Here is a 23,199-nt window from a genome sequence, read left to right as displayed (position 1 = left end):
GGCCCTCCTCAGCGGCTCGCGCCGCTGGGGTCGCGGAGCCACGCCTGCAGCGCCGCGTCGGCGTCGGCGGCGAAAGAGGGCAGCCGCAGCGCCCTGATGAGCACCCACAGGGTGCCCTGCAGCCCGCGCGCCGCCAGAAAGTCACGCAGCGCGGGATCATCGGGATCACGCCCGTAGGCGCGTACGGCCGCCCGCCCGTCGAGCCGCCTCGTGCGCAGCAGGCAGGCCAGATCCCACTCGACGGGGGCGGCCATGCTCTCCTCGAAGTCGTTCCAGAGCAGCCCGGCGGGAGTGGCGAGGAGGTTGCCGGGATGCGCGTCCCCGTGGACGGCCTGCGGCGGCCGACCCGCCAGCCGTTCGGCCAGGCCCGCGTGTGCCTCCCGCAGCCGCGCCAGCGCGTCGGGCGCGACCTTCCCGTCGAGCAGCTCCAGCAGCCGCAGCGGCTCCTCGAGCACCGGCCCGAGATAGGGCAGCTCGCCGGGGAGACCCCGCAGCGCCTCGTGCAGCTCGGCGAGCGCCCGCCCGGCCACCTCCGGGCTCATCCGGAAGCCGGGATCGTGTTCGACGTGCGTCCAGAAGGAGACCGTGAACCCGTCACGCAGATGCGGTCCGGCAGGCAGCAGGTCGCTCGGCGGCACCACCGGCACGCCCTGTCCGTGCAGGTAGGACACGACGTCCAGCTCGCGCCGCAACGCGTCGGCGGGCCGCGCCCGCCCCCACCCGGTCACGGTCGGCACCCGTGCCACGATCGGCGCCGGACGCAGGTGGATCCGGAGGCTGAACGAGTCGTTGAGCACGACCGGGTCCCGCGCCTCGACGCCGTGCTCCTCGGCCAGCGAGACGGCGGCGGCCAGGGCGGTGCTGTCTGAGGTCATCTAGGCGGACTCCCTGATCACGAGCTCCGTGGGCATGATCACCGGCTCCGCCGGTCCGCCCTCGAACAGGTTGAGCAGGAGCCGGACCATGGCCGCCGCCTGCTCGGCCACCGGGTGCCTGAGCGTCGTCAGCGGCGGCTCGGTGTATTTCGCCGCCTCGATGTCGTCGAAGCCCACCACGGCCACGTCGTCCGGCACCCGGCGCCCGGCCTGGCGGAGCGACTGCAGGGCGCCGACCGCCATCAGGTCGTTGGCCACGAACACGGCGTCCAGGTCGGGATCGTCGTGCAGGAGCCGGCGCATCGCGACCGCGCCGGACTCCCGCGTGAAGTCGCCGACCGCGACGATCGAGCGGAGGTCGGAGTCGCGCAGCACGTTGCGGTAGCCGGTCAGCCGGTCCTGGCCGCCGATCATGTCCTGCGGGCCCGCGATCGTGGCGATCCTCCGGCGCCCCGACCCCACCAGGTGCCGGACCCCGGCCTCCGCCCCGCCCACGTTGTCGTTGTCGACGTACGGGATGTCCACCGGGACGGCGGGCCGCCCGTACGAGACCACGGGGACAGGAAGGCGGGACAGTGCGGACGGCAGCGGGTCGGCGCCGTGCATGGAGATCAGCATGACACCGTCGACGTGCCCGCCCGCGATGTAACGCTCCACGCGCGCGTGGCTCTTGGCGGAGGCGGCCAGCATCAGCACGACCTGCTTGTTCACCGTTTCGAGCTCCATCGACGCCGACCTGATCGCCGTGGAGAACATCGGGTCCTCGGAGAAGACCCGGGTGCCCGGCTCGCTGACGACCAGGGCGATCGAGTCGGTGCGCTGGGTGACCAGGCTGCGCGCGGCCGGGTTGGGCACGTAGCCCAGCTCGTCGATCGCGCGCTGCACGGCGTCGCGGATGTGGGGCGCCACCGTCGTCTGTCCGTTGACGACCCGGGACGCGGTCGCGCGCGAGACGCCGGCCCGGGCGGCGACCGCCTCGAGGGTCGGGCGTCTCATCGGAGCACCAGGAGGGAGCACGGCAGAAATCTACAGTCCCTGTACCGGAGAGCGCCCTCAGGCGTTGAGCGCGCGGCCCGCCATGCGGGCGTACATGCGTCCGGGGCTCGGGGCCTTGGTGAGGAAGCCGGGCAGCACGGGCAGCTCCAGCGCGAACGGGTCGAGCCGATCGTACAGCTCGTTCGCGCTGGCGGGCCGGTCGACCGGCCGCTTCTCCAGCAGCTGCGACAGCAGCGCGCCCAGCTCGGGCGGCAGCCCCGGGATGGCCGGCGGACGCTCCTTGACCTGCTTCTCGAAGACCATGTAGTCGGTGGGGCCGGTGAAGAGCTGGCGTCCGGTCAGCATCTCGTGCAGGACGCAGCCCAGCGAGTACAGATCGCTGCGCGGCTCGGCGACGCCGTGCTGGATCTGCTCCGGAGCCATGTACGCCGGCGTGCCCAGGATCTGCCCGATCCTCGTGAACGTGGTGACGTCGGTGTCGCGCAGCATGGCCAGCCCGAAGTCGAGCACCTTCACGCTGCCGTCGGGGCAGAGCATGAGGTTCGTCGGCTTGAGGTCGCGGTGGCAGATCGCCAGAGCGTGGGCGGCCGACAGCACCGCGCACGCCTGGGCGGCGATCGCGGCGGCCCACGACACGGGCAGTGGGCCGTGCTCGCTCACCACGTCGGCCACCGTGACGCCCTCGATGAACTGCATCACCTGGTAGAGCCGCTGCTCGTGCGTGCCGAAGTCGTAGAGGACCGGGGCGCCCGGATGCTCCAGCCTGGCCAGGATGCGCGCCTCGCGGATGAACCTGCGCTCGAGCTCGTGATCCGGCCCGCTGGGCACCCTGAGCAGCTTCACCGCCACCCGCCGGTCGAGGTGGCGGTCGTGGCCCGCGTAGACGGCGCCCATGCCGCCTTGCCCGAGAGGGAGGTCGTCGAGCTCATAGCGGTCACCGATGACCATTCCGCCCCTCCCAGCAGCCTTCGGGAAAAAACTACACCGTCACGCGAGGGCGCGCCGTCGCCTGGACTGAGGAACGCAGGGAGCGTAGCGACCGGAGTGACGAGGGAAGGCGGCGGCTCTCAGCGACCGAGCGCGCCTCTGCGGAGCAGAGGCCCTCAACACAGCGACGGCTCCCCAACGACCGAGCCCGCCTCACGGAGTGAGGCCATGAGCAGGCGGGTGCAGATGGCCGTCGGCGAGGCCGTCAAGGCCCAGTCTGATCAGTGTCTGTCCCAGCGTCGAGGTCTCGCGGATGGCGTCCTCCAGCACGGCGAGCTGCCGGAAGGCCTCGCCGTACGCCTTCTGCTCCTTCAGCGACAGGCGCGGCAGCCGGGTGCGGCGCACGTCGAACCTGCTGGAGCCGGTGGTCACCCGGCCGCCCGCGGCCCGCAGGAAGCCGGCCAGGAAATCGGGGTCGAGCCTGCGCTCGTCCACCCGGTAGAGGGTCAGGTGGGGGCCGAGCATCGCGCCTCCGTCGGCCATCACCCGCACGCTGGAGTAGGAGGCCACCACGTCACCCGGGCGGATCGGGACCAGGCCCTGCTGCATCGTGGTGAAGCCGGACGGCTGGGTGCCGTTGAGCACGTCGTCGGTGGTGAGCACCGGCACGTCACCGCCGTCGGCGGCCATCTTGGGCGGCGCCTGCGACGTGGTCACCAGGCCCTCCTTGATGAGGTCGCCCAGCGTGGTGGCGGGCTGGCCGAGCGGCTGCTCCAGCACCTTCAGGTCGGGCGGCGCCGCGGCGGCGGCCAGGAAGCGGTCGCGGGCCTCGGCGTACGCCTTGCCGACGTCGTCGCGCCGCTGGTGGCGGGCGGGGGTCATGTCGACCTCGTCGGCCAGCAGGTCGATGATGCGTACGGTCTGGTCGGAACGGTCCTCCAGATACGCCTGCCAGGCCGGCTCGACGCTCCCGAGATCGTCCGTGGCGTCGAGGATGAGCACGTCGGACGGCGGGCGCTCGCCGGCCGCCGGGCGGCGCAGCAGCCAGAGGTCCGAGCCCGGCAGCGCGATGACGGCACGCAGGGCGCCCGCGCGCAGGAGGTTGGCGCGGATGCGGCGGCCCGCCTTGCGGCTGGCCGCGGCCGGCGGCATGAGGATGGCGACCAGGCCGCGCGGCCTGACGTGGGTGAGGCAGTGCTGCACCCAGGCCAGCTCCGGCTCGCCGCGCGGCGGCAGGCCGTACTCCCAGCGCGGGTCGCCGGTCAGCTCCTCGTAGCCCCAGGCCCGCTCGTTGAACGGCGGATCGCACACCACGGCGTCGGCCTTCTCGCCGGGGAACGCGTCGTGGCGCATCGAGTCGCCGGACACGACGCGGGCCTCGACGCCGCGCAGCCGGAGCCTGGAGGCGGTGATGCCCGCCGAGGTCTCGCTGAGCTCCTGTCCGAGCACCCTGACCGTGCCCGGCTCGCCGGGCTCCCTCCTGACGGGCGCTCCGGTGGGGGAGAGGAGCAGCGTGCCGACGCCGCAGGCGGGGTCGAGGATCGTGGCGCCGTCCGTGCGTACGAGCCTGACCATGAGCGCGGCCACGTCCTCGCGGGTCACGGAGAGCTGCCGCGAGTGCGCCTCGAGATAGCGCTCGCACAGGAACTCGTACGCCGTCAGCGCGCCATGCTGCGCGGCCAGCTCCAGCACGAGCTCCGCCAGCTCCGGCTCCAGACCTTCCGGACCCGGCCCGGCCGCCCGCACGCCTTCGCCCGGCTCGCCCTCGCCACCGGCCCGCGCCACGCCCGGGGCGCCCGCACTGTCCGGTCGCGCGTCGGCGCCGGTCGGAGCGCTGCTCAGGGCGGTCGCCTGGCTGGTCAGCAGGGCTCCTGCCCGGGCCACCAGCTCGCCGAGGCGCAGATCGCCTGCGGCTTTCATGCGCTGCCACACCCGATCTCCCAGGGAGACCTGGTAGGACTTCCCATAGCGACGCAGCCAGGACTCGACCTGTCGCAGCGAGAAGAGCGGCTGGTTGGCCGTGCCGCCGATGGGATCGGGAAAGTCGTCGTGGCGACGGCGCCAGTTGCTCACCGCGGCACGCCCGACGCCTGCGAGCCGGGCGATGTCCCCGGCGTTGACGGTCGGGTCGTGGCTCATGGAGCCCACAGTAGTTCACAAGAGTCTTCAGCGCATCTGCTTGTGAAGTCTTTCAACCAATGATTTACTGCAAGGTATGAAGCACAACATCCGCTATGCCGCCGGATCAGACGTGGGCCGCCGCCGGGAGCAGAACGAGGATTCGGGCTACGCGAGTGGCCGGTTGCTCGTGGTGGCTGACGGGATGGGCGGACACGCCGCGGGCGAGCTGGCGAGCTCTGCGGCGATCGCCGTCATGCGAGAGCTGGATGCCACGCTTCCCGAGACGGGCGCGGACCTCGAGGCGGCGCTGGAGGGCGCGGTGCACGAGGCGGCGCGCCGGCTGGTCGAGCTGGCCGACATCGACCCCGCGCGCAGGGGGATGGGGACCACGGTGACCGCCATGCTGTGGGACGGCTACCGGTTCGCCCTGGCTCATCTCGGTGACTCCCGCGGATATCTGCTTCGCGACGGTGCTCTTTACCAGATGACCAAGGATCACACACTTGTGCAGTCGATGGTGGACGAAGGGCGCATTACGGAGGATCAAGCCGCCGTGCACCCCCGCCGCTCGATGGTGCTGCGCGTGCTGGGCAGCGAGGGCAGGGCCGAGCCGGACATGGCGCTGCGCGAAGCCGAGCCTGATGACCGCTACCTCCTCTGCTCCGACGGTCTCACGACCGTGCTCGGTCCCGAGGTCCTGCACGAGGTCCTGACCACCGTGGCAGACCCGGGCGCGGCCGTCCAGAGGTTGATCGATCTGGCGAACGAGGGCGGCTCGCCCGACAACGTGACCGTGATCGTGGCCGACGTCGTCGCACCGGGTGCGGGCGAGGCGTCGGTCTACCGGGTCGGCGCCGGCTCCTAACAGGGATAGTAGGCAACCTCAGGAGCCTCACCAGTCACAAACCCGAAATTTCGGCTCATACCGCGATACTTTCCGAGTGAATCGCGCAAATCCGCGATGGCGCTACTACAGTCCATCGTGATTTGGCGGTTTTCTGGGAGGAGTCACCCTGGACCCGATCGCGGACGAACTGCTGAAGGCGGTGCGGCAGGAAGTCGGCTACAAGGAGAAGAGCGGCCAGTTCACCAAGTTCGGCCAGTGGTACGCGGATCGCGTCCAAGACACCCAGTACCGCGACGCGCCGTGGTGCGACATGTTCATCGCCTGGGCCGCGGACAAGGCCGGCATCAGCCAGTACGTGGGCCAGTTCGCCTGGACGCCCTCCCACGCCGCCTGGTTCATGAGGCAGGGGGCGTGGACCCAGAAGCCCGAGCCCGGAGCGCTGGTCTTCTTCGACTGGCGGGGCGGCAAGAGCTACAAGGGCATCGACCACGTGGGGATCGTGGAGAGCGTCAAGGGCTCGAAGATCCACACCATCGAGGCGAACGTGGACGGGGTCTGGCTCAAGCGCAAGACCAGGGAGACCGACAAGGTCGTGGGGTACGGCGTACCGCGCCTGGTCAAGGCCACTGCCGACAAGCCGGCGGAGATCCGCCTGAGCGAACGCCCCTTCGTGCCGGCACCGCGCTCGGAGCCGGGGTCGCCTCTGGACTTCTTAGGCACGCCGCCCGCGCTGTTGACCGCGATGGTGCTGATGACGGTCGTCCTCTCCCTCCGCTTCTCCGGCCGCCGCCGCGGCACCCACCGTCGCTTCTCCTGGCCCTGGAACGCACCAACCCACCCGCACGCCTCCGCCGCGCCGCCCTCCGTGAAGGCCTTTCCCGTGGCCAAGGCGCCGCCCGCCGAGAACGCGCGGGCAAAGACGCCGCCCGCCGAGAGCGCGCGGGCCAAGCCGCGTCCTGCCCCGACCCCCGCGCCCCGCCCCGCCAGGACACGCGTGCCGGTGGGCTCGACCACCACGGCGACCAGGCGCCCGACGCCCACAAGACGCAAGCCTTACGATCCCAGCTGAGTCCGGTCAGGTCGTGAGGTCGATGACCACCTTGACGTCGTCGCCGGGCGCGAAGGCGTCCAGGGCGTGCGACAGCGGGACCCGGCGCGTGATGAGCCGCTCCAGCCACCCGAGGTCGGCCTTGGCCAGGGCGACGGCGGCGTCCCGGTAGTGCCGCAGGTTCGCGTTCACGGTGCCGAAGACCACGTCGTTCTCCAGCACGATGTCCCGGTTGATCACCCCCGCGTCCACCCGGTGCGTACGCCCGCCGGGAGCGAGGCCGGCCAGGCAGACGATGCCCGCGGCGGCCGTGCTGATCATGGCGTCCATGACGAGCGCCCCGGCCCCCGTGCACTCGATGATGATGTCGGGCCTGTCGGTGGCGAACGCCTTGAGCGACGTCGCCGAGTGGTAGGTCGCCCCGAGCTCCTCCACCAGCCGGGACTTGAGCCCTTCGGGGGAGCGGTCGAGCACGTGCACCTCGAGCCCCCGCTGCCGCCCCATCAGCGCCGCCAGCAGCCCGATCGGCCCGGCCCCGGTGACGAGCAGCTTGCCAGGCTCGAACCAGGTCCGTGACCCGATCCGGTCGATCTGCTCCCACGCCTTGGCGACCACCGAGGCGGGCTCGACCAGCATGCCGACGCTCTCCAGCGAACGGTCCAGCCGCACGGCGTAGCCGGCCTCCACCGTCCAGCGCTCGGAGCCGTACCCGTCGAGCTGCTTGATGCCGCGCTCGGTGTAGCGGCCGTTGCGGCACATGTCGAACTCGCCCCGCAGGCACGCCCCGCACGGCACCGGGTCCGGCCGGCGCACCACGCCCACCACCAGGTCGCCCGGCGAGTACGCGGACCCTTCGGGCACCTCCAGCACCCGGCCGAGCGATTCGTGCCCGATGACCATCCGCTCCCTGCCGGGCGGCGGCCAGCCGTAGTCGGCCGTCGCCAGTTCCCGGTCGGTCCCGCAGACGCCCAGCGCCAGCCCCTGCACGAGCAGCTGGCCCTTGCCCGGCGCGGGATCCGGCACCTCCTCGACGGCGAGCGTCCCTTTCCTGCCCGGTGCGAACGTCAGCGCGCGCATGCGGCCTCACCCCCTGGGGCACGTCTACCCCAGGCGACCGTGGCAAATACCAGGACGTCATACTGTCGAAATAGTAGGACGTCCTAGTATCTTCGAGGGAGAGCCCTCACGAAGGAGTGAAAAGGCGTGCATGTCCCGGAACATCCCGTACGCTTCGTGACCGCAGCGGCCCTGTTCGACGGCCACGACGCGGCGATCAACATCATGCGGCGCATCCTCCAGTCACAGGGCGCCGAGGTCATCCATCTCGGCCACAACCGCTCGGTCGACGAGATCGTCACCGCCGCCATCCAGGAGGACGTCCAGGGCGTGGCGATCAGCTCGTACCAGGGCGGGCACGTGGAGTTCTTCACGTACCTGGTGGAGCTGCTGCGCGAGCGCGGGGCCGGGCACGTCAAGGTGTACGGCGGCGGCGGGGGAGTGATCGTCCCCGAGGAGATCGAGCTGCTGCACTCGCGCGGCGTCACCCGCATCTTCTCGCCCGAGGACGGCCAGAAGTACGGGCTCCCCGGCATGATCAACAAGCTGATCGAGGACTGCGACGCCGAGCTGGGCGACCCGCCGTCCGTGGAGGCCGTGGTCTCGGGCGACCAGGCGGCGCTGGCCCGGGCGATCACGCTCCTCGAGTCGGGCCGCGCCCCGGCCGAGCTGGTCGAGGGCCTCAGGTCCGCCGGGTCGGAGAAGCGCGCCCCCGTGCTCGGCATCACGGGAACGGGCGGCTCGGGCAAGTCCTCGCTGACCGACGAGCTCGTACGCAGGTTCCGCGTCGACAACGACGACAAGCTGCGCATCGCGATCATCGCCATCGACCCCACCCGCAGGCGCGGCGGCGGCGCGCTGCTCGGCGACCGCATCAGGATGAACAGCCTGAGCCCCCAGACCTACTTCCGCTCCCTGGCCACCAGGGGCGCCGTCAGCGAGGTGCCCGCCTGCCTCGACGACGTGATCACCGCCTGCCGCGCGGCGGGCCACGACCTGGTGATCGTCGAGACGCCCGGCATCGGCCAGGGCGACGCCGGGATCGTCCCGCACGTGGACGTGCCCGTGTACGTGATGACGCCCGAGTTCGGCGCGGCCTCGCAGCTCGAGAAGATCGACATGCTGGACTTCGCCGAGGCCGTGGTGATCAACAAGTACGAGCGGCGCGGCGCGGAGGACGCCCTGCGCGACGTGCGCCGCCAGCTCGTACGCAACCGCGAGGCATTCGGCGTCAGGCCGGAGGACATGCCGGTCTTCGGCACCATCGCCGCCCGCTACAACGACGCCGGCGTCACGGCCCTCTACCAGCACCTCAAGCCCCTCCTGCTGGCCGACCCGGGGCCCGGGCTGCTGCCCGAGGTGTCCGGGCGCACCTCGCAGGCCTCGGCCGCCATCGTGCCGCCCGCCCGGGTCCGGTACCTGGCCGACATCGCCGAGACCGTGCGCGGGTACCACGCGGAGACCCTCGCCCAGGCCGAGGTCGCCCGCCGCCGCCAGCAGCTCGCCGCCGTGCGAGCGCTTCTGGACGACTCGCGGCTCGGGGAACTGGAGGCGCAGGCGGAGCGGGAGCTCACCGACGAGACCCGGGCACTGCTCGACGGCTGGCCGGCAGTCAAGGAGCGCTACACCGCCGACGAGCTGGTGGTGAAGGTCCGCGACCGCGAGATCCACACCCCGCTCTGGCGCGAGACCCTCTCGGGCAACCGCATCCCACGCGTGGCCCTGCCCCGCTACAGCGACCACGGCGACCTGCTGCGGTTCCTGCGCGGCGAGAACCTGCCGGGCGCGTTCCCGTTCACCGCCGGGGTGTTCCCGTTCAAGCGCGAGGACGAGGACCCGACCAGGATGTTCGCGGGGGAGGGCGACCCGTTCCGCACCAACAGGCGCTTCAAGCTGCTGTCGGAGGGCCAGCCCGCGACCAGGCTGTCCACCGCGTTCGACTCGGTGACGCTGTACGGCCACGACCCCGACCTGCGGCCCGACATCTACGGGAAGGTCGGCACCTCGGGCGTCTCCATCGCGACGCTCGACGACATGAAGGTGCTCTACGACGGCTTCGACCTGTCGGCGCCCAACACGTCCGTGTCCATGACGATCAACGGCCCCGCGCCCACGATCCTGGCCTTCTACCTCAACACCGCCGTCGACCAGGCCCTCGACCGCTTCCAGGCCGAGCACGGGCGCGCGCCGTCGGCCGAGGAGGCCGACGACCTGCGCGCGAGGACGCTGGCCACGGTCAGGGGCACGGTCCAGGCCGACATCCTCAAGGAGGACCAGGGCCAGAACACCTGCATCTTCTCCACCGAGTTCTCGCTCAGGATGATGGCCGACATCCAGGAGTGGTTCATCAGGAACGGCGTGCGCAACTTCTACTCGGTCTCGATCTCCGGCTACCACATCGCCGAGGCCGGGGCCAACCCGATCAGCCAGCTCGCCTTCACCCTGGCCAACGGCTTCACGTACGTGGAGGCGTACCTGGCCAGGGGCATGAAGATCGATGACTTCGCCCCCAACCTGTCGTTCTTCTTCTCCAACGGCATGGACCCCGAGTACAGCGTGCTCGGACGCGTGGCCCGCCGCATCTGGGCGGTGGCCATGAGGGAGCGGTACGGCGCCGGCGAGCGCTCGCAGAAGCTGAAGTACCACATCCAGACCTCGGGCCGCTCCCTGCACGCCCAGGAGATGAACTTCAACGACATCCGCACCACCCTCCAGGCCCTGATCGCCATCTACGACAACTGCAACAGCCTGCACACCAACGCCTTCGACGAGGCCGTGACCACCCCGTCGGCCGACTCGGTGCGCAGGGCCATGGCGATCCAGCTCATCATCAACCGCGAATGGGGCCTGGCGAAGAACGAGAACCCGCTGCAGGGCTCGTTCATCGTCGAGGAGCTGACGGACCTGGTGGAGGAGGCGGTGCTCGCCGAGTTCGAGCGGCTGTCCGACCGGGGCGGCGTGCTGGGCGCGATGGAGACCGGCTACCAGCGCGGCAAGATCCAGGACGAGTCCATGCTGTACGAGATGCGCAAGCACGACGGCTCGCTGCCGATCATCGGCGTGAACACGTTCCGCAACGGGGACGAGCAGCCGCCGGAGCACAAGCTGGAGCTGGCCAGGGGCACGGAGGAGGAGAAGCGCTCCCAGCTGGACCGGCTGCGCGCCTTCCACGAGCGCAACCGCTCCGAGGGCCCCGCCCAGCTCGCCCGGCTGCGCGAGGTGGCGATGTCGGACGGGAACGCGTTCGAGGTGCTGATGGAGGCGGCCCGGCACTGCTCGCTCGGTCAGATCACGGATGCGCTCTTCGAGGCGGGCGGCCAGTACCGACGCAACGTCTGAGCCCGCGTGGGTGATGGGGGCGTCCTGGAGCGGCGCGGATAGGATCATCGTGCGGGAACATCGCTAACCAGAGAGGCTTTCATGTCCGACGTCACTTTCAAGGGCAACCCCATCACCGTAGGCGGCACCTTCCCGAAGCCCGGCGACAGCGCGCCCGCGTTCAAGCTGGTGGGCGGCGACCTCGCCGAGCAGTCGCTGGCTGACTTCGGCCAGAAGACCAAGGTGCTCAACATCTTCCCGAGCGTCGACACCGGTGTCTGCGCCGCCTCCGTGCGCCGCTTCAACCAGGTGGCCGCCGAGCACCCCGACGTGGCCGTGCTCTGCGTCTCCGCCGACCTGCCCTTCGCGCAGAAGCGGTTCTGCGGCGCCGAGGGGCTCGACAACGTGACCATGCTCTCGCTCATGCGGGGCCGCGAGTTCCTGGCCGACTACGGCGTGGCGCAGGAGTCGGGGCCGCTGGCGGGGCTGGCCGCGCGGGCCGTGGTCGTGCTCGACGGCGACAACAACGTGGTCTACTCCGAGCTGGTGCCGGAGATCACGCAGGAGCCCGACTACGAGGCCGCGCTGTCCGCGCTCAAGTGACCTGCGGGCCCAGCCGGGCCCTGAAGTCACCGGCGAGGTCCAGCAGGTGCTGGTCGCTCATGGCGGTGTGCTGGAGGTCCAGGATGATCTCGTGGACCCCGGCCTCCGCCGCGCCGGCGAGGTAGGCGCTGATCTGGGCGACCGTGCCGCTCAGCGGCGGAGCGCCCCGATCGGTGATGACGGGGTTGGCGCGCAGCGCCATGCGCAGCGTGGCCGGGTCGCGCCCGGCCTCCTCGGCGCTCCGGCACACCGTCCGCCACATCGAGGCGAGCATGGGGATCGGGAGGGTCGCCGTCAGCCAGCCGTCGGCCCGGATACCAGCAGGCGTTCAGCGCGCTCGTGCCCAGCCGTACGGACGAGGTCGCCGGGGCGGCCACCGACAGCACCGCGAACGGATCGAGGAACACCCGGTGCTCCTCCGGGAGGTCGCCCCCTGGATAGCGGTCCTTCGGCCGCAGCGGCGTCATCAGGCGGTCGCCCGCCCACAGACCGGCGAACCCCATCGACTCGGCCTCCCGCGCCACCCGCAGCACGCTGGACAGCGCGGCGAACCTGCCGAACTGGGGAACGGCCAGCCCGATGTCCAACGGCTCAGACCTTTCTGCCGATGCCGCGCCGACATTCGGTTGAATGCAGATGTGGACGACACCGGCGTGCCCGTGAAGATTCCCGACACCGTGCGGCGCATCGTGTCCCTGGTGCCCTCGCTGACCGAGTCGGTGGCCGCGACCGTCCCCAGGGCGCTGGTCGGGGCGACCGACTGGTGCTCGCACCCGGCGGACCTGGACGTGGCCAGGGTCAGGGGCACCAAGAACCCCGACCTCGACGCGATCAGGCGGCTCAGGCCCGACGTGGTCCTGGCCAACGCCGAGGAGAACCGCGCGGCCGACATCCAGGCCCTGCGCGAGTCGGGCATCGCGGTCTGGGTGACGAGGATCGAGACCCTTCAGGAGGCGTTCGACTCGCTGGACCGCATGTTGAGGGAGGCGTGCCGTACCGACCGCCCGGCGTGGCTGGACGCGGCGGAGGAGGCGTGGCGCGCGCCCGCCGAAGGGCCGAGGAGGACGGCGGTCGTCCCGATCTGGCGGCGGCCGTGGATGGTGGTGGGGCGCGACACGTTCACCGGCGACGTGCTCAGGCAACTCGGCGTGGACAACCTCTACGCGGGCCACGAGGAGCGCTACCCCAGGATCCCGCTGCCCGAGCTGGTCCGGCGGCGGCCCGACCTGGTGGTCATGCCGGACGAGCCCTACGCGTTCTCGGAGACGGACGGCCCCGAGTGCTTCCCCGGGCTCACCTGCGCGCTGGTCAGCGGGCGGCTGCTCACCTGGTACGGCCCCTCGCTCGTGGGAGCGCCCGAGGCGCTGCGGCGCGCGCTCGGCTGACCGCTCAGATCGCCTCGTCCGTACGGGCGGCCAGGGCCGCGTCCACGGAGGCGGGGGAGAGCACGTGCTCCATGACGATCACCGCCATCCCCACGATCCCCGCCTGGTCCCCGAGCGAGGTGGGGACGATCTCCAGGTTCCTGGTCGTGTACGGCAGGCTGCGGCGGTAGACGATCTCCCTGATGCCCGTAAGGTAGTGCTCCCTGGTCTCCGCCATGTCCCCGGCCAGCACCAGCACGCCAGGGTTGAGCAGGCTGACCGCCGTGGCCAGCACGATGCCCAGCGTGCGGCCAGCCTCCTGGGTGCGCGCGATGGCCTCGGGATCGCCCGCCTGCACGAGGCGCACCACGTCGCGGCTGGTCTCCTGGCCCAGGTCGACGGCGAGCGCGTGGCCGCTGGCCAGCGAGGCCACGCAGCCGCGGGAGCCGCATGTGCACACCCGGTCGTCGGCCTCACGCAGCCGCACATGCCCGATGTTTCCGGCGGCGTCCTCGACTCCCCGATAGATCTGCCCGTCGAGAACGATGCCGGTGCCGATGCCGGTCGACACCTTGATGAGGATCAGCGAGTCCGTGTCCCGCCACGACGACCACCACTCGCCCAGCGCCATGGCGTTCGCGTCGTTCTCGACCAGGATGGGCACGTCGTACGTCTCGCCGATGACCCCGCCCAGCGGATAGTCGTCCCATCCCGGCATGAGGAACGACCTGATCACCCGCCCGGTGGTGTGGTCCACCGAGCCGGGCACGTCGAGCCCGATGCCGCACACCTCGCCCGCCGGCCGCCCGGTCCTGTCGAGCATCCGCTGGAACGCCTGGCGCACCCACGACAGGACGGCCTCGGGCCCGAGCTCGATGCGCATCTCGGTGCTCTCCTCGGCCAGGGGCCTCGCGGCCAGATCGGTGAGCGCGACCCTGGCATGGGTGGCCCCCAGGTCGGCCACCAGCAGCAGCCGTCTGGCGGCGTCCACGGCGAGCACCGAGGGCGGTCGCCCGCCCCCGGAGGCGCCGACGCCGGACTCGTGGATGTATCCGGCGTCGATGAGCCGGTCGACCCGGTCGGTGATCGTCGATCGGGACAGCCCGGTGTACTCGATGAGTTCCTTGCGTGTACGGCAGGCGCCATTGCGGATGAGCTGGAGGATCTGCCCTGCCGTCAGCATGGTCTATCCCTTCTCTGCTCCTGCGGTGAGGCCCTCCGTCAGCAGGCGTTCACTGGCGAAGAACACGATCACGATGGGCAGCGTCAGCACCACCGATCCTGCCATCAGGACCGTCGTGGGGATCTCGATGCTGCCCGCCAGCTGAGAGAGCCCCAGCGAGACCGTCCATCTCTCGCGCCTGTCCACGAGAAAGAGCAGGGCGAACAGGAACTCGTTCCACGCGATCATGAAGGCGTAGAGGCCGGTGGCCATCAGCGCGGGCTTGGAGAGCGGCAGCACCACGCGCCAGATGGTCGACAGCCTTGTGCACCCGTCGATCGCGGCCGCTTCCTCCACGCTCTGCGGCACGGTCTCGAAGTAGTTGCGGAGCATGTATACCGTGACCGGGACGGTTTGCGCGATATACACGGCGATCAGCCCGAAAAGGGATCCCCGTAGCCCCAGCATCGTGAACAGCACGAACAGCGGGATGGCCAGCACGATCGCCGGAAACAGGTACACCGCCAGGAAGAGGAAGTGCACCTGCCGCCGCCCGAAGAAGCGCAGCCGCGCGACCGCGTACGCGCCCGGGATCGAGATCAGCAGCGTGAACGCCACCGAGGAGAGCGCCACGATCGCGCTGTTCCCGAGGAAGCTCAGGAAGCCCTGCTTGGTCAGCACGTCCACGTACGTGCTCAGGGTGAAGCTGCGCGGCCAGAGCGAGCCGGGGTCCAGGATGAGCTCCTGGATGTCGCGTACGGACAGCATCACCATGTAGAAGAACGGGAACGCGGTCATCAGGAAGAGCACCACGATGACCAGCGGTTTGAGGACCCGGAAGAGCCAGCGCTCGAACCTATCTCTGCTCATTGGTCGCTCACCGCTCCTCATTCGCTCCGCGGAGTGCCTGTCGTGCCGAAGGCGCGCCATCAGCACGTGTTGGCCCTCCACTCCGCTCACTGCGTCGGGTTCGCTCCTGCTCATTTTCACCCCCACCGAAGAACCGCAGGTAGATGGCCAGGAACACGACCAGGAAGACCGCCAGCACGATCGCCTGCGCGGCCGAGGCGCCGATGTCGTCGCGTGCGGTCAGGAAGTTGTAGACCCGCACGCTGACCACCTCGGTCCCGGCCCCGCCGCCGGTCAGCAGGTAGACGTCGTCGAACTTGGTGAACGTGAACACGAACCGCAGCACCGACAGCAGCGCGATGATCCGCCAGAGCTGCGGCATGATCACGTACCGGAACCGCTGGGTGGGCGTGGCGCCGTCCACCACCGCCGCCTCGTCCAGCTCGGCGGGCAGCGCCTGCAGCCTGGCCAGGATGAACAGGAACGCGAACGGGAAATACCGCCACGCCTCGAACGCGATCACCGTGAACAGCGCCACCGGCACCTGCACGCCGAGGAACTCGCCCTTCGCCTGGGTGAGGAACGCGATGGGCTCGTGGAGCCAGGTGTTGACGATGCCGTACTGGGGGTTGAGCATCGTCTCCCACAGGAACGCCACGGCCACGACCGGCGCCACGTACGGGATCAGGATCGAGGCCCTGACCAGGGTCCGGCCCTTGAACCTGTCCCGGAGGGCCAGCGCCGCCACCAGCCCGATCGCGATCGACAGGGCCGTTCCCGCGACGGTGTAGATGAGCGTGTTGACCAGGGAGGACCAGAAGCCGGGCTCGGAGACGACGTACGAGAAGTTCTCCAGCGTGTAGTGGCCGAAGATGCCCGCCCGGCGGATGTTGATCAGCCGCACGTCCTGGAACGCCAGCATGATCGCCCACACCAACGGCAGCACCACCACGACCAGCGTGATGATCAGCGTCGGCGAGATGAGCGCGAGCCCCGCCCGCCCCTCCTGCTGCCGCAAGGTGCCCTGCCTCATTGGCGGATCCCGCGCTTGATGGTCTCCACGTCCGTCTTGGCCTGCGTGGCGGCGGCCTGCGGGGTCAGCGAGCCGTCCACGACCGCGCTCAGCGCCTTGGGCACGGGTAGTTCGCCCATGATGGCGCCGACCAGCTTGCCCTGGCCCTGCGGGATGCCCCAGCGGGCGAACGTGTCAGGGCTCTTGCGCAGGGCGTCGAGCACGTCGGCCGGGTAGATGTCGGCCAGCGGCTTCTTGGAGTCGACACCGGCGGGCAGCTTGTTCCACTTGTCCTCGAAGCCCTTGCGGGTCGGGAACTTGCCCTCCGGCGCCATGCCGATCCAGCGCTCGTATCCCTCGTTCATCATGAAGGCCACGAACTTGGCGGCGGAGTCCTTGGCGGCGTCACGGGTGATCGCCCACGAGACGATCTCGCCGTACTGCGCGGGCGCGCTCCCGTCGGGCCCCTTCAGCGCCGTGACCACGCCTGTGTTCTTGGCCAGCCACTTGGGATCGGCGCGGCACTCCTGGCAACTCGGCAGCGCGTCCTTACGCAGGCCGGCCAGCTCGTCGAGGATGAACGACGACCAGATCGTCATGGCCGCCTTGCCCGAGAAGTAGGTGGCCCTGGTGGAGTCGACGTCCTGCTTGCCCTTGACGGAGTAGTTCTTCGCCAGCTTCGCGTAGAAGTCGAACGCCCTCACGCACTGTGGTGAGTCAAGGGCGACATTTCCGGAATTGTCGACCAGCTGGCAGCCGTTCGCCAGCGCGACGTGCTCGAAGCTCTGCGCGGTGAACGAGTCCTTGGGCGCGATCGCCAGCGTGATGCCCGCGACCCCGCCCGTGTTGAGCTTGGCGGCCGCCGCCTCGAGCCGTTCGTACGTGTCGGGCGGCTGCAGCCCCGCCTTCTCGAACAGGTCCTTGCGGTAGAGGATGAGCTGCGCCCACCCGTCACTGGGCACCGCGAGCAGCTTGCCCCCCGAGCTGTCGAGCTCCAGGGCCCGCGGCGAGAACGAGTCCCGGCCGAGCTGATCGGCGACCTTGCCCGGCGTCTCGGTGTCGAGCAGGTCGTTGGCCTCCAGCTCGCGCACGGCCGCCAGCGGCAGCGCGCCGATCACGTCCGGCAGGTCCCCCGCCGCGGCGGCGGCCGTCATGGTCTGGCTGAACTGGTCCTCGGCCACGCCGACCAGCTTGACCTTGATCCCGGTCTTCTTGGTGAACTCGGCGACGATCTGGTTCTGTACACCCATCCGGTCGTTGAGGTTCTCCTCGGTCCAGACGGTGATCTGGTTGCTCGCGGACGGCTCGCCACCGTCGTCGCCGCATGCCGCCAGCGAAGCGGCTGCCAGCAGTGCGACGGAGAGGACGGCGGTTACCTTCTTCGGCATGGCACGCACCTCCGGTAGGGGATATGCCGCCCTTACCCTCGCCGTGATCCCGGCAACGTGCGGTAGTCGATACGAGACCGGTCTGTACTCACTCCGTGCCTAGGAGTACAGAACCGGATCTTCTACCGCAAAAGATCTACGTTCGTGTGATTTCGGTCATCCGAAGGTAGCCTCATGCCCTAGAAATCCCAGGTGTGGGGCTAAGTCCCCTTTGCCGATAAGGTCGCGTTCCGGAAGACACGCTGGCGAAAACCCCAATTTCATCGGCGTTAACTGGCAGAAGTCGTAGACTTAAGAGTGTTACCAGCGCAACTATCGTATGCAAACAAGCACTAAATCTTTGTCTTTTGTTTGATCATTAAGCGTAAGTGTGGGGCATGCGCGTCATCACCTTTGAAGAGCCAGGCCGTGTCCGCGTCAGCCTGGAGTCGCCCGCCGACCTGGTGCCGGGTTCCGTACGAGTCCGTACGATCTACTCCGGCGTGTCCGCGGGCACTGAGCTCACCGCCTATCGCGGTACAAATCCATATCTCAACCGCCACTGGGACACCGAGCGCCGGCTCTTCGTCGACGGCCAGACGCACGCCTACCCGCTGACCGGCTGGGGCTACCAGGAGGTCGGCGAGGTGGTGGAGGCCGCGCCCGACGTCGCGGATCCCCCCGTCGGCAGCATCGTGTGGGGCATCTGGGGCCACCGCGCCGAGGCCGTCGTCCCGGCGGAGAAGCTCGTCGGCCACGTCATGCCGCCCGGCGCCGACCCGCTGACCGGGGTGTTCGCCCGCGTCGGCGCCATCGCGCTCAACGCCGTGCACGCCGCCGACGTGCACCTCGGCGACCAGATCGCGATCTTCGGCCAGGGCGTCATCGGACTGCTCGCCACCCGGCTGGCCGTGCTGAGCGGCGCCAGGGTGCTCGCGGCCGACGCGATCCCCGACCGGCTGGAGCTGGCCAGGAAGTTCGGCGCGGCCGAGGTGATCGACGTGCGCGCGGGCTCCGTGGCCGAGTACACGCGCAAGCGCATCGAGGGCGCGGACACGGTCATCGAGCTGAGCGGCACCCACCAGGGCCTGCACGAGGCCATCAGGACCGTGCGCAAGGGCGGCCGGGTCGTCGCCGCCGGGTTCTACCAGGGCGACGGCATCGGGCTGCGGCTGGGCGAGGAGTTCCACCACAACCAGGTGCAGCTCGTCTCCTCCCAGATCGGCGGCGTGGCCTCGTGGCTGGCGCACCGGTGGGACGTCGAGCGCCTGCAGCGTACGTTCATGGCTCTCGTGCACGAGGGCCAGGTCGAGGCCGGCGAGCTGATCAGCCACGTCGTCCCCGTCGAGAGGGCCGCCGAGGCCTTCGACCTGATCGACAAGCACCAGTCCGAGGTGCTCCAGCTCGTCTTCACCTTCGAGGAGTGACAGTGAAGCTCGCCGTACAGGAGCAGCTTCTGCCCGGCCGCACGCTGCAGGAGAAGTTCGCGTTCGCGGTCGATGCCGGCTTCGACGCCATCGAGCTGCGCGGCAAGGGCGATTTCCACTTCGCCGGCCGCCTGACCGAGCTCAAGCGGGCCAAGGCCGACGGCGTGGTCATGCCGACGGTCTGCGTGGACATGCCGCACTTCATCGGCGACTTCGACGCGGCCAAGCGCAAGGACGCCATCCAGCAGCTCAGGTCGCAGCTCACGGTGATCGGCGAGCTGGGCGGCATCGGCGTCATGACGCCCGCCTCCTGGGGCCAGTTCTCGCGCCGGCTCCCCCCGTTCGAGCCGCCGCGCAGCCCCGAGGAGGACCGCGAGGTGCTGACCGAGGCGCTGGGCGTCCTCGGCGAGCACGCGCAGCGCAACGGCGTGCTGATCATGCTCGAGCCGCTCAACCGGTACGAGAACCACATGGTCAACTCGCTGGCCGAGGCCGTCTCGTACTGCTCCATGGACTCGATCAGGGTCGTCGGCGACACGTACCACATGAACATCGAGGAGGACGACCCCTGCCGCTCGCTGGCCGAGGCCGCCCCCTACCTCGCGCACATGCAGATCAGCGAGTCCAACAGGAACCAGCCGGGCACCGGTCACCTCGACTGGGGCGCGCAGCTGGCCACGCTGGACGCCGTCGGCTACGACGGCTACCTCGCCCTGGAATGCCGCCTGCGGGGCGAGCCCGAGATCGTCCTTCCCCAGACCGCAGCCTTCGTAAGGAAATACCTATGATCCTGCGCGACGCTGTGCGTGTCCTGGTGGCGAACTGGGACGGCAGCTACACGGTCCCCTCGCGCCGGCTGTACCCGCACCAGTGGAGCTGGGACTCCGCCTTCGTCGCGATCGGAAACGCCCGGTGGTCGCCGCGGCGGGCCAGGGTGGAGCTGCTCTCCCTGTTCGGCGCGCAGTGGCGCGACGGCAGAGTGCCGCACATCGTGTTCAACCCCGAGGTGCCGGAGGGCGCCTACTTCCCGGGGCCGGAGTTCTGGGAGTCACGTGCTCCCTCCGGGACCGCGACCTCCGGCATCATCCAGCCGCCGGTCCACGCGCTGGCCGCGTGGAAGACGCACCTGGCCGAGCCGGACACCGCGTTCCTGCGCCGGATCTACCCGCGGCTCGTGGCGCAGCAGGAGTTCCTGCGCGCGGCCAGGCGCTCGCCCGAGGGGCTGATCTCGATCGTGCACCCCTGGGAGTCGGGCATGGACAACAGCCCGGCCTGGGACCTGCCGCTGCAGGCGGTCCGGCCCGCCACCGCGGGCTTCGTGCGCAGGGACCTCGCCACGGTCAGCGCCGACGAGCGGCCCACCGACCGCGACTACGAGCGGTACGTCTCGCTCGCCCGCGCCTACCGCGACACCGGCTACCGCAGGGCTGGGGAGTTCCAGGTCGAGTGCCCGCTGTTCAACACCGCGTACGGGGTGGCGGAGGCGACGCTGGCCAAGATCGCGGACGTGCTCGGCCTCGACCCCGAGCCGCACGAGCGCGAGGCGGCCGCGATGACCGCCGCCATGGTCGAGCACCTCTTCGACGGCGGCCTCTTCCAGGCCCGCGACGTGCGCACCGGCCGGCTGCTCCGCTCCGAGAGCACCGCCGGGCTGACCCCGCTCATGCTCCCCGGCTTGCCGGGCGAGGTCGCCGACGCGCTGATCGCGACCGCGCTCGACCGGTTCGCGCTCAAGGACGGCGCGCTGCCCAGCTACTCGCCGTCGGGGCCCGACTTCGACCCGGCCCGCTACTGGCGCGGGCCGAGCTGGATCAACCTCACCTGGCTCGTCTGGCAGGGGCTCACCGAGCGCCGCCCCGACCTGGCCGGCCTGGTCGCCGACGGGATGGTCAACGCCGTCTCGCAGGCCGGTTTCCGGGAGTACTTCGACCCGTTCACGCTGCGCGGCCACGGCTGCCGCGACTTCAGCTGGTCAGCCGCCCTCATCCTCGACGTGGTCGCAGAGCACGGCCTGAACGGTCTGCCGGCGTCCGGCCGCGAGATCGGCAAGGAGCTGGGGGGCCTCGGGGAATCCGACGAGGTCAGTGATCACGTGCTCGCGTAGCCGGGGGCCGTACCTCCTGAGCAGGTTGATCGTCTCGTGCGAGAGCCGCTCCCTGTCCCAGGCGTGCGACAGGCCGCGCGGCACCCGGCCGATCTGGGCGCAGCGCACCGTCAGCCCGTTGTGGTGGAACTCCTCGCCCAGGCGCACCTCGTCCGCGCCCCGCGTGTAGAAGGCGAGGTCCACCAGCGTGCCCTGGGGGCGGAGCAGCCTCAGCCCGAGCGCCAGCGCCCTGGGCTGGCCGCGGCACTGGAACACCACGTCGGCGCCCCGGTCGTCGCGGCCGTGCCGCCAGCGGCGCTTCAGGTCCACCGCCGGATCATTGTCGGCGGCCAGGACGTTCGCGCCGAGCGCTTCGGCGATCGCGAGCCTGTCCGGGGTCTCGTCCACGACCACGACCTCGGCCGCGTCACACGCCATGGCGAAGCAGGCCGTCAGCAGCCCGACCACGCCGGCGCCCACGACCGCGACCCGCCGCCCGCGCACGCCGTCGCCGAGCTGCTGCACGGCCGGGCCGTGCAGGTCGTGTGCGGCGTGCAGCAGGCCGTTGGCGCAGATCGGGCCCATGTGGGCGACGTAGACGCCGAGCAGCGGGTCGAGGTCGTCCGGCAGCGCCACGAACCTGTCGGCCATCGGGTCCGCCACGTACGCCGTGCGGTGCCCGTAGCACATCGCGACCAGCGCGCCCTCGCTCACGGCCCGCGTGCGCGTCTCCACCACCAGGCCGACCTGCATGTAGCCGATGCCGCGCACGGGATAGCTGATCGACGGCGCGCCGTCCCTGAACAGCCCGAGCGCCGGGTCCCAGCTCGAGGCGAGGTAGGGGTTGGTGCCCTTGACGTAGGTGAGCTCGGTGCCGGCTGAGACGCCACTGTGTGTGGTCGCCACCATGAACCCGCCCTCGGAGATCTCGGGCAGCTTCTCCTCCACCAGGCTGACCTCGCCGGGCGCCTCAATACTGAGCACTGCGTTCATGGCCTCACTCCGTGAGGCGGCTCGGTCGCCGCGGAGCCGTCGCCTTCCCTCGTCGCTCTGGTCGCTTCGCTCCCGTCGCTCCTCAGTCCAGGCGACGGCGCTCCCTCGCTCTCACTGAGCACCACCGGCCTCCCTTCAGCCGCGGACCGGGCGAGCGCCAGGGCCAGGCGGTGGGTCCGCAGGGCCTCACCGTACGGCACGCGTACGTCGGCGTCCCTACCCTGCACGGCGTTGATGAACTCACGGTCCACCCGCGTCTTCGCCAGACCGTCGTCCTCGATGACCCGCTGGCCGTCCACGAGCAGCCGGGTCTCGCTGAGCTCCAGGGCCAGACCCTCGGCGCACACCTCCAGCCCCACCCGGTGCTTCTGGGTGAGCAGGCAGGAGGTGGCCAGCAGCCCGGCCGCCCCGTCGGTGAAGCGCAGCACCGCCGCCGTCGCCCGGTCCACCTCGCCGTCGATCTTGTTGTCGGCGGGTACGGCGTGCACCATCGTCACCTCGCCCACCAGGACCCGGGCCAGATCCAGTACGTGGACCGCCTGCTCCACGATCTGGCCGCCGGACATGCTCGGGTTCAGCCACCAGGCGACCGGGGGCACCTTGTCCAGCCAGTGGCCCAGGGCGAGCCGTACCGGACGCTCGGCGAGGAGATCGCGGGCCTGCTGGACGATGTCGAGATAGCGCCAGTGATGGCCGACCGCGGAGGGCAAAGATCTCCGCTCGATTTCGGACGCGATGATTTCTGCGGTTTTGAGGTCGAGAGAAAGCGGTTTTTCCACAAAAATCGGGAGATTGCACGACAGAACATCGTGTTCCGGGTTACCGTGCGCAAAAGGAGGCACACAGACGTAGACGGCGTCAAGACCGCCGGCACTGAGCAGGTCGGCATGGCCGCCATAGGCGAGGGCACCATGTCTTGAGGCGAGAGCCTCGGCCCTGTGGGGATCTGTGTCGGCGATCCCAGCGATCGTGACATCGGGGAAGCCGGACAGTACTTCTGCGTGGCGAGCGGCGACATTTCCGGCACCAATGATGCCGACGCGGGTTAGTGGGGACACATTCCGGCATATGCCACGTCTACTCGCGGCCAAACGAAGATGTTCGAAGGCGTATAGATCGGGCAGAAGTCGTGACCTCATGAGATCGGGGCT

19 protein-coding genes and 2 pseudogenes are annotated in these 23,199 nt (G+C 70.2%); 8 read left to right on the top strand and 13 right to left on the bottom strand.

What is annotated here, in order from left to right; genetic code table 11:
- Positions 1–8: 8 nt before the first annotated feature.
- The 4 genes from ABD830_RS13930 to ABD830_RS13915 all read right to left on the bottom strand — a co-directional run bounded on the left by ABD830_RS13930 (position 9) and on the right by ABD830_RS13915 (position 4,937).
- A complete protein-coding gene (locus ABD830_RS13930) occupies positions 9–875 on the bottom strand; it encodes a phosphotransferase (RefSeq protein ID WP_344987166.1) in 867 nt (288 codons plus the stop codon).
- Positions 876–1,871 carry a LacI family DNA-binding transcriptional regulator gene (locus ABD830_RS13925; RefSeq protein WP_344987165.1) on the bottom strand — a complete coding sequence of 332 codons (996 nt, stop codon included), beginning with the start codon at positions 1,869–1,871 and terminating at the stop codon, positions 876–878.
- A gap of 57 nt (positions 1,872–1,928) precedes the next feature.
- Positions 1,929–2,819, bottom strand: a complete 891-nt coding sequence (locus ABD830_RS13920; RefSeq protein WP_344987164.1) for a serine/threonine-protein kinase — start codon at positions 2,817–2,819, stop codon at positions 1,929–1,931.
- Between the two features lie 192 nt (positions 2,820–3,011).
- Complete coding sequence (locus tag ABD830_RS13915) at positions 3,012–4,937, bottom strand: N-6 DNA methylase (protein WP_344987163.1); 1,926 nt, start codon at positions 4,935–4,937, stop codon at positions 3,012–3,014.
- Positions 4,938–5,013: 76 nt separating this feature from the next.
- Here ABD830_RS13915 and ABD830_RS13910 point away from each other — a divergent pair, with 76 nt between their 5' ends.
- On the top strand, positions 5,014–5,784 hold the full coding sequence (locus ABD830_RS13910; RefSeq protein ID WP_344987162.1) for a PP2C family protein-serine/threonine phosphatase: 771 nt from the start codon (positions 5,014–5,016) through the stop codon (positions 5,782–5,784).
- A gap of 181 nt (positions 5,785–5,965) precedes the next feature.
- Positions 5,966–6,835 (top strand): CHAP domain-containing protein, encoded by an 870-nt coding sequence (locus tag ABD830_RS13905; protein ID WP_344987160.1) that lies wholly within the window; start codon positions 5,966–5,968, stop codon positions 6,833–6,835.
- 6 nt (positions 6,836–6,841) lie between these two features.
- On the opposite strand, the gene ABD830_RS13900 is transcribed toward ABD830_RS13905, so the two are convergent.
- Positions 6,842–7,891 (bottom strand): glucose 1-dehydrogenase, encoded by a 1,050-nt coding sequence (locus ABD830_RS13900; protein WP_344987159.1) that lies wholly within the window; start codon positions 7,889–7,891, stop codon positions 6,842–6,844.
- Positions 7,892–8,017: 126 nt separating this feature from the next.
- On the opposite strand from ABD830_RS13900, the gene icmF reads away from it, so the two are divergent.
- Together icmF and tpx are read left to right on the top strand one after the other, a co-directional pair.
- Positions 8,018–11,209: a fused isobutyryl-CoA mutase/GTPase IcmF gene (gene icmF, locus ABD830_RS13895; RefSeq protein ID WP_344987158.1), complete on the top strand. Its 3,192-nt coding sequence runs from the start codon at positions 8,018–8,020 to the stop codon at positions 11,207–11,209.
- An 81-nt stretch (positions 11,210–11,290) separates the two neighbouring features.
- Entirely contained in the window at positions 11,291–11,791 is a 501-nt protein-coding gene (gene tpx, locus ABD830_RS13890) for a thiol peroxidase (protein ID WP_344987157.1), read from the top strand.
- Here tpx and ABD830_RS13885 read toward each other — a convergent pair.
- Positions 11,784–12,065: a hypothetical protein gene (locus ABD830_RS13885; RefSeq protein WP_344987156.1), complete on the bottom strand. Its 282-nt coding sequence runs from the start codon at positions 12,063–12,065 to the stop codon at positions 11,784–11,786. The two genes, tpx and ABD830_RS13885, sit on opposite strands and share 8 nt — an antisense overlap.
- A gap of 49 nt (positions 12,066–12,114) precedes the next feature.
- Positions 12,115–12,378: pseudogene (locus tag ABD830_RS54170) on the bottom strand (LLM class flavin-dependent oxidoreductase); the annotation flags it as partial.
- A 51-nt stretch (positions 12,379–12,429) separates the two neighbouring features.
- Between ABD830_RS54170 and ABD830_RS13880 the strand changes: the two are divergent.
- Positions 12,430–13,176 (top strand): helical backbone metal receptor, encoded by a 747-nt coding sequence (locus ABD830_RS13880; RefSeq protein WP_344987155.1) that lies wholly within the window; start codon positions 12,430–12,432, stop codon positions 13,174–13,176.
- Between the two features lie 4 nt (positions 13,177–13,180).
- Here the strand turns inward: ABD830_RS13880 and ABD830_RS13875 are convergent, their stop codons facing one another.
- From ABD830_RS13875 to ABD830_RS13860, 4 genes are read right to left on the bottom strand one after another with little or no spacing between them, the layout of a single operon-like run.
- Positions 13,181–14,338 (bottom strand): ROK family transcriptional regulator, encoded by a 1,158-nt coding sequence (locus tag ABD830_RS13875; RefSeq protein WP_344987154.1) that lies wholly within the window; start codon positions 14,336–14,338, stop codon positions 13,181–13,183.
- A 3-nt stretch (positions 14,339–14,341) separates the two neighbouring features.
- A complete protein-coding gene (locus tag ABD830_RS13870; RefSeq protein ID WP_344987153.1) occupies positions 14,342–15,187 on the bottom strand; it encodes a carbohydrate ABC transporter permease in 846 nt (281 codons plus the stop codon).
- Between the two features lie 7 nt (positions 15,188–15,194).
- Positions 15,195–16,199 carry a carbohydrate ABC transporter permease gene (locus ABD830_RS13865; protein WP_344987152.1) on the bottom strand — a complete coding sequence of 335 codons (1,005 nt, stop codon included), beginning with the start codon at positions 16,197–16,199 and terminating at the stop codon, positions 15,195–15,197.
- Positions 16,196–17,566 (bottom strand): ABC transporter substrate-binding protein, encoded by a 1,371-nt coding sequence (locus ABD830_RS13860; RefSeq protein WP_344987151.1) that lies wholly within the window; start codon positions 17,564–17,566, stop codon positions 16,196–16,198. Before ABD830_RS13860 ends, ABD830_RS13865 begins: the two co-directional genes overlap by 4 nt.
- A gap of 377 nt (positions 17,567–17,943) precedes the next feature.
- Between ABD830_RS13860 and ABD830_RS13855 the strand changes: the two genes are divergently transcribed.
- The 3 genes and pseudogenes from ABD830_RS13855 to ABD830_RS54165 form a co-directional block, all read left to right on the top strand.
- Entirely contained in the window at positions 17,944–18,972 is a 1,029-nt protein-coding gene (locus ABD830_RS13855; RefSeq protein WP_344987150.1) for a zinc-dependent alcohol dehydrogenase, read from the top strand.
- A gap of 2 nt (positions 18,973–18,974) precedes the next feature.
- Positions 18,975–19,760, top strand: a complete 786-nt coding sequence (locus tag ABD830_RS13850; protein WP_344987149.1) for a sugar phosphate isomerase/epimerase family protein — start codon at positions 18,975–18,977, stop codon at positions 19,758–19,760.
- A pseudogene (locus tag ABD830_RS54165) lies at positions 19,691–20,935 on the top strand (MGH1-like glycoside hydrolase domain-containing protein); the annotation flags it as partial. The gene ABD830_RS13850 and the pseudogene ABD830_RS54165, both read left to right, overlap by 70 nt.
- 9 nt (positions 20,936–20,944) lie before the next feature.
- Here ABD830_RS54165 and ABD830_RS13845 read toward each other — a convergent pair.
- Both ABD830_RS13845 and ABD830_RS13840 read right to left on the bottom strand, forming a co-directional pair.
- Complete coding sequence (locus ABD830_RS13845; protein WP_344987147.1) at positions 20,945–22,048, bottom strand: zinc-binding dehydrogenase; 1,104 nt, start codon at positions 22,046–22,048, stop codon at positions 20,945–20,947.
- Positions 22,045–23,187: a Gfo/Idh/MocA family protein gene (locus ABD830_RS13840; RefSeq protein WP_344987678.1), complete on the bottom strand. Its 1,143-nt coding sequence runs from the start codon at positions 23,185–23,187 to the stop codon at positions 22,045–22,047. Before ABD830_RS13840 ends, ABD830_RS13845 begins: the two co-directional genes overlap by 4 nt.
- Positions 23,188–23,199: the final 12 nt, after the last annotated feature.

The sequence above is a fragment of the Nonomuraea helvata genome (genome assembly GCF_039535785.1).
GTDB lineage: Bacteria > Actinomycetota > Actinomycetes > Streptosporangiales > Streptosporangiaceae > Nonomuraea > Nonomuraea helvata.
The sequence above is the reverse complement of the archived record's forward strand: the minus strand, read 5'-3'. Positions and strand labels throughout refer to the sequence as shown.

Bases quoted from the DNA above. Each gene is read 5' to 3' on its own strand.
- ABD830_RS13900 (WP_344987159.1), bottom strand. From the start codon at position 7,891: ATGCGCGCGCTGACGTTCGCACCGGGCAGGAAAGGGACGCTCGCCGTC.
- ABD830_RS13915 (WP_344987163.1), bottom strand. From the start codon at position 4,937: ATGAGCCACGACCCGACCGTCAACGCCGGGGACATCGCCCGGCTCGCA.
- ABD830_RS13840 (WP_344987678.1), bottom strand. From the start codon at position 23,187: ATGAGGTCACGACTTCTGCCCGATCTATACGCCTTCGAACATCTTCGT.
- ABD830_RS13875 (WP_344987154.1), bottom strand. From the start codon at position 14,338: ATGCTGACGGCAGGGCAGATCCTCCAGCTCATCCGCAATGGCGCCTGC.
- ABD830_RS13845 (WP_344987147.1), bottom strand. From the start codon at position 22,048: ATGAACGCAGTGCTCAGTATTGAGGCGCCCGGCGAGGTCAGCCTGGTG.
- ABD830_RS13925 (WP_344987165.1), bottom strand. From the start codon at position 1,871: ATGAGACGCCCGACCCTCGAGGCGGTCGCCGCCCGGGCCGGCGTCTCG.
- ABD830_RS13930 (WP_344987166.1), bottom strand. From the start codon at position 875: ATGACCTCAGACAGCACCGCCCTGGCCGCCGCCGTCTCGCTGGCCGAG.
- tpx (WP_344987157.1), top strand. From the start codon at position 11,291: ATGTCCGACGTCACTTTCAAGGGCAACCCCATCACCGTAGGCGGCACC.
- ABD830_RS13860 (WP_344987151.1), bottom strand. From the start codon at position 17,566: ATGCCGAAGAAGGTAACCGCCGTCCTCTCCGTCGCACTGCTGGCAGCC.
- ABD830_RS13910 (WP_344987162.1), top strand. From the start codon at position 5,014: ATGAAGCACAACATCCGCTATGCCGCCGGATCAGACGTGGGCCGCCGC.
- ABD830_RS13865 (WP_344987152.1), bottom strand. From the start codon at position 16,199: ATGAGGCAGGGCACCTTGCGGCAGCAGGAGGGGCGGGCGGGGCTCGCG.
- ABD830_RS13855 (WP_344987150.1), top strand. From the start codon at position 17,944: ATGCGCGTCATCACCTTTGAAGAGCCAGGCCGTGTCCGCGTCAGCCTG.
- ABD830_RS13870 (WP_344987153.1), bottom strand. From the start codon at position 15,187: ATGAGCAGAGATAGGTTCGAGCGCTGGCTCTTCCGGGTCCTCAAACCG.
- ABD830_RS13920 (WP_344987164.1), bottom strand. From the start codon at position 2,819: ATGGTCATCGGTGACCGCTATGAGCTCGACGACCTCCCTCTCGGGCAA.
- ABD830_RS13885 (WP_344987156.1), bottom strand. From the start codon at position 12,065: ATGCTCGCCTCGATGTGGCGGACGGTGTGCCGGAGCGCCGAGGAGGCC.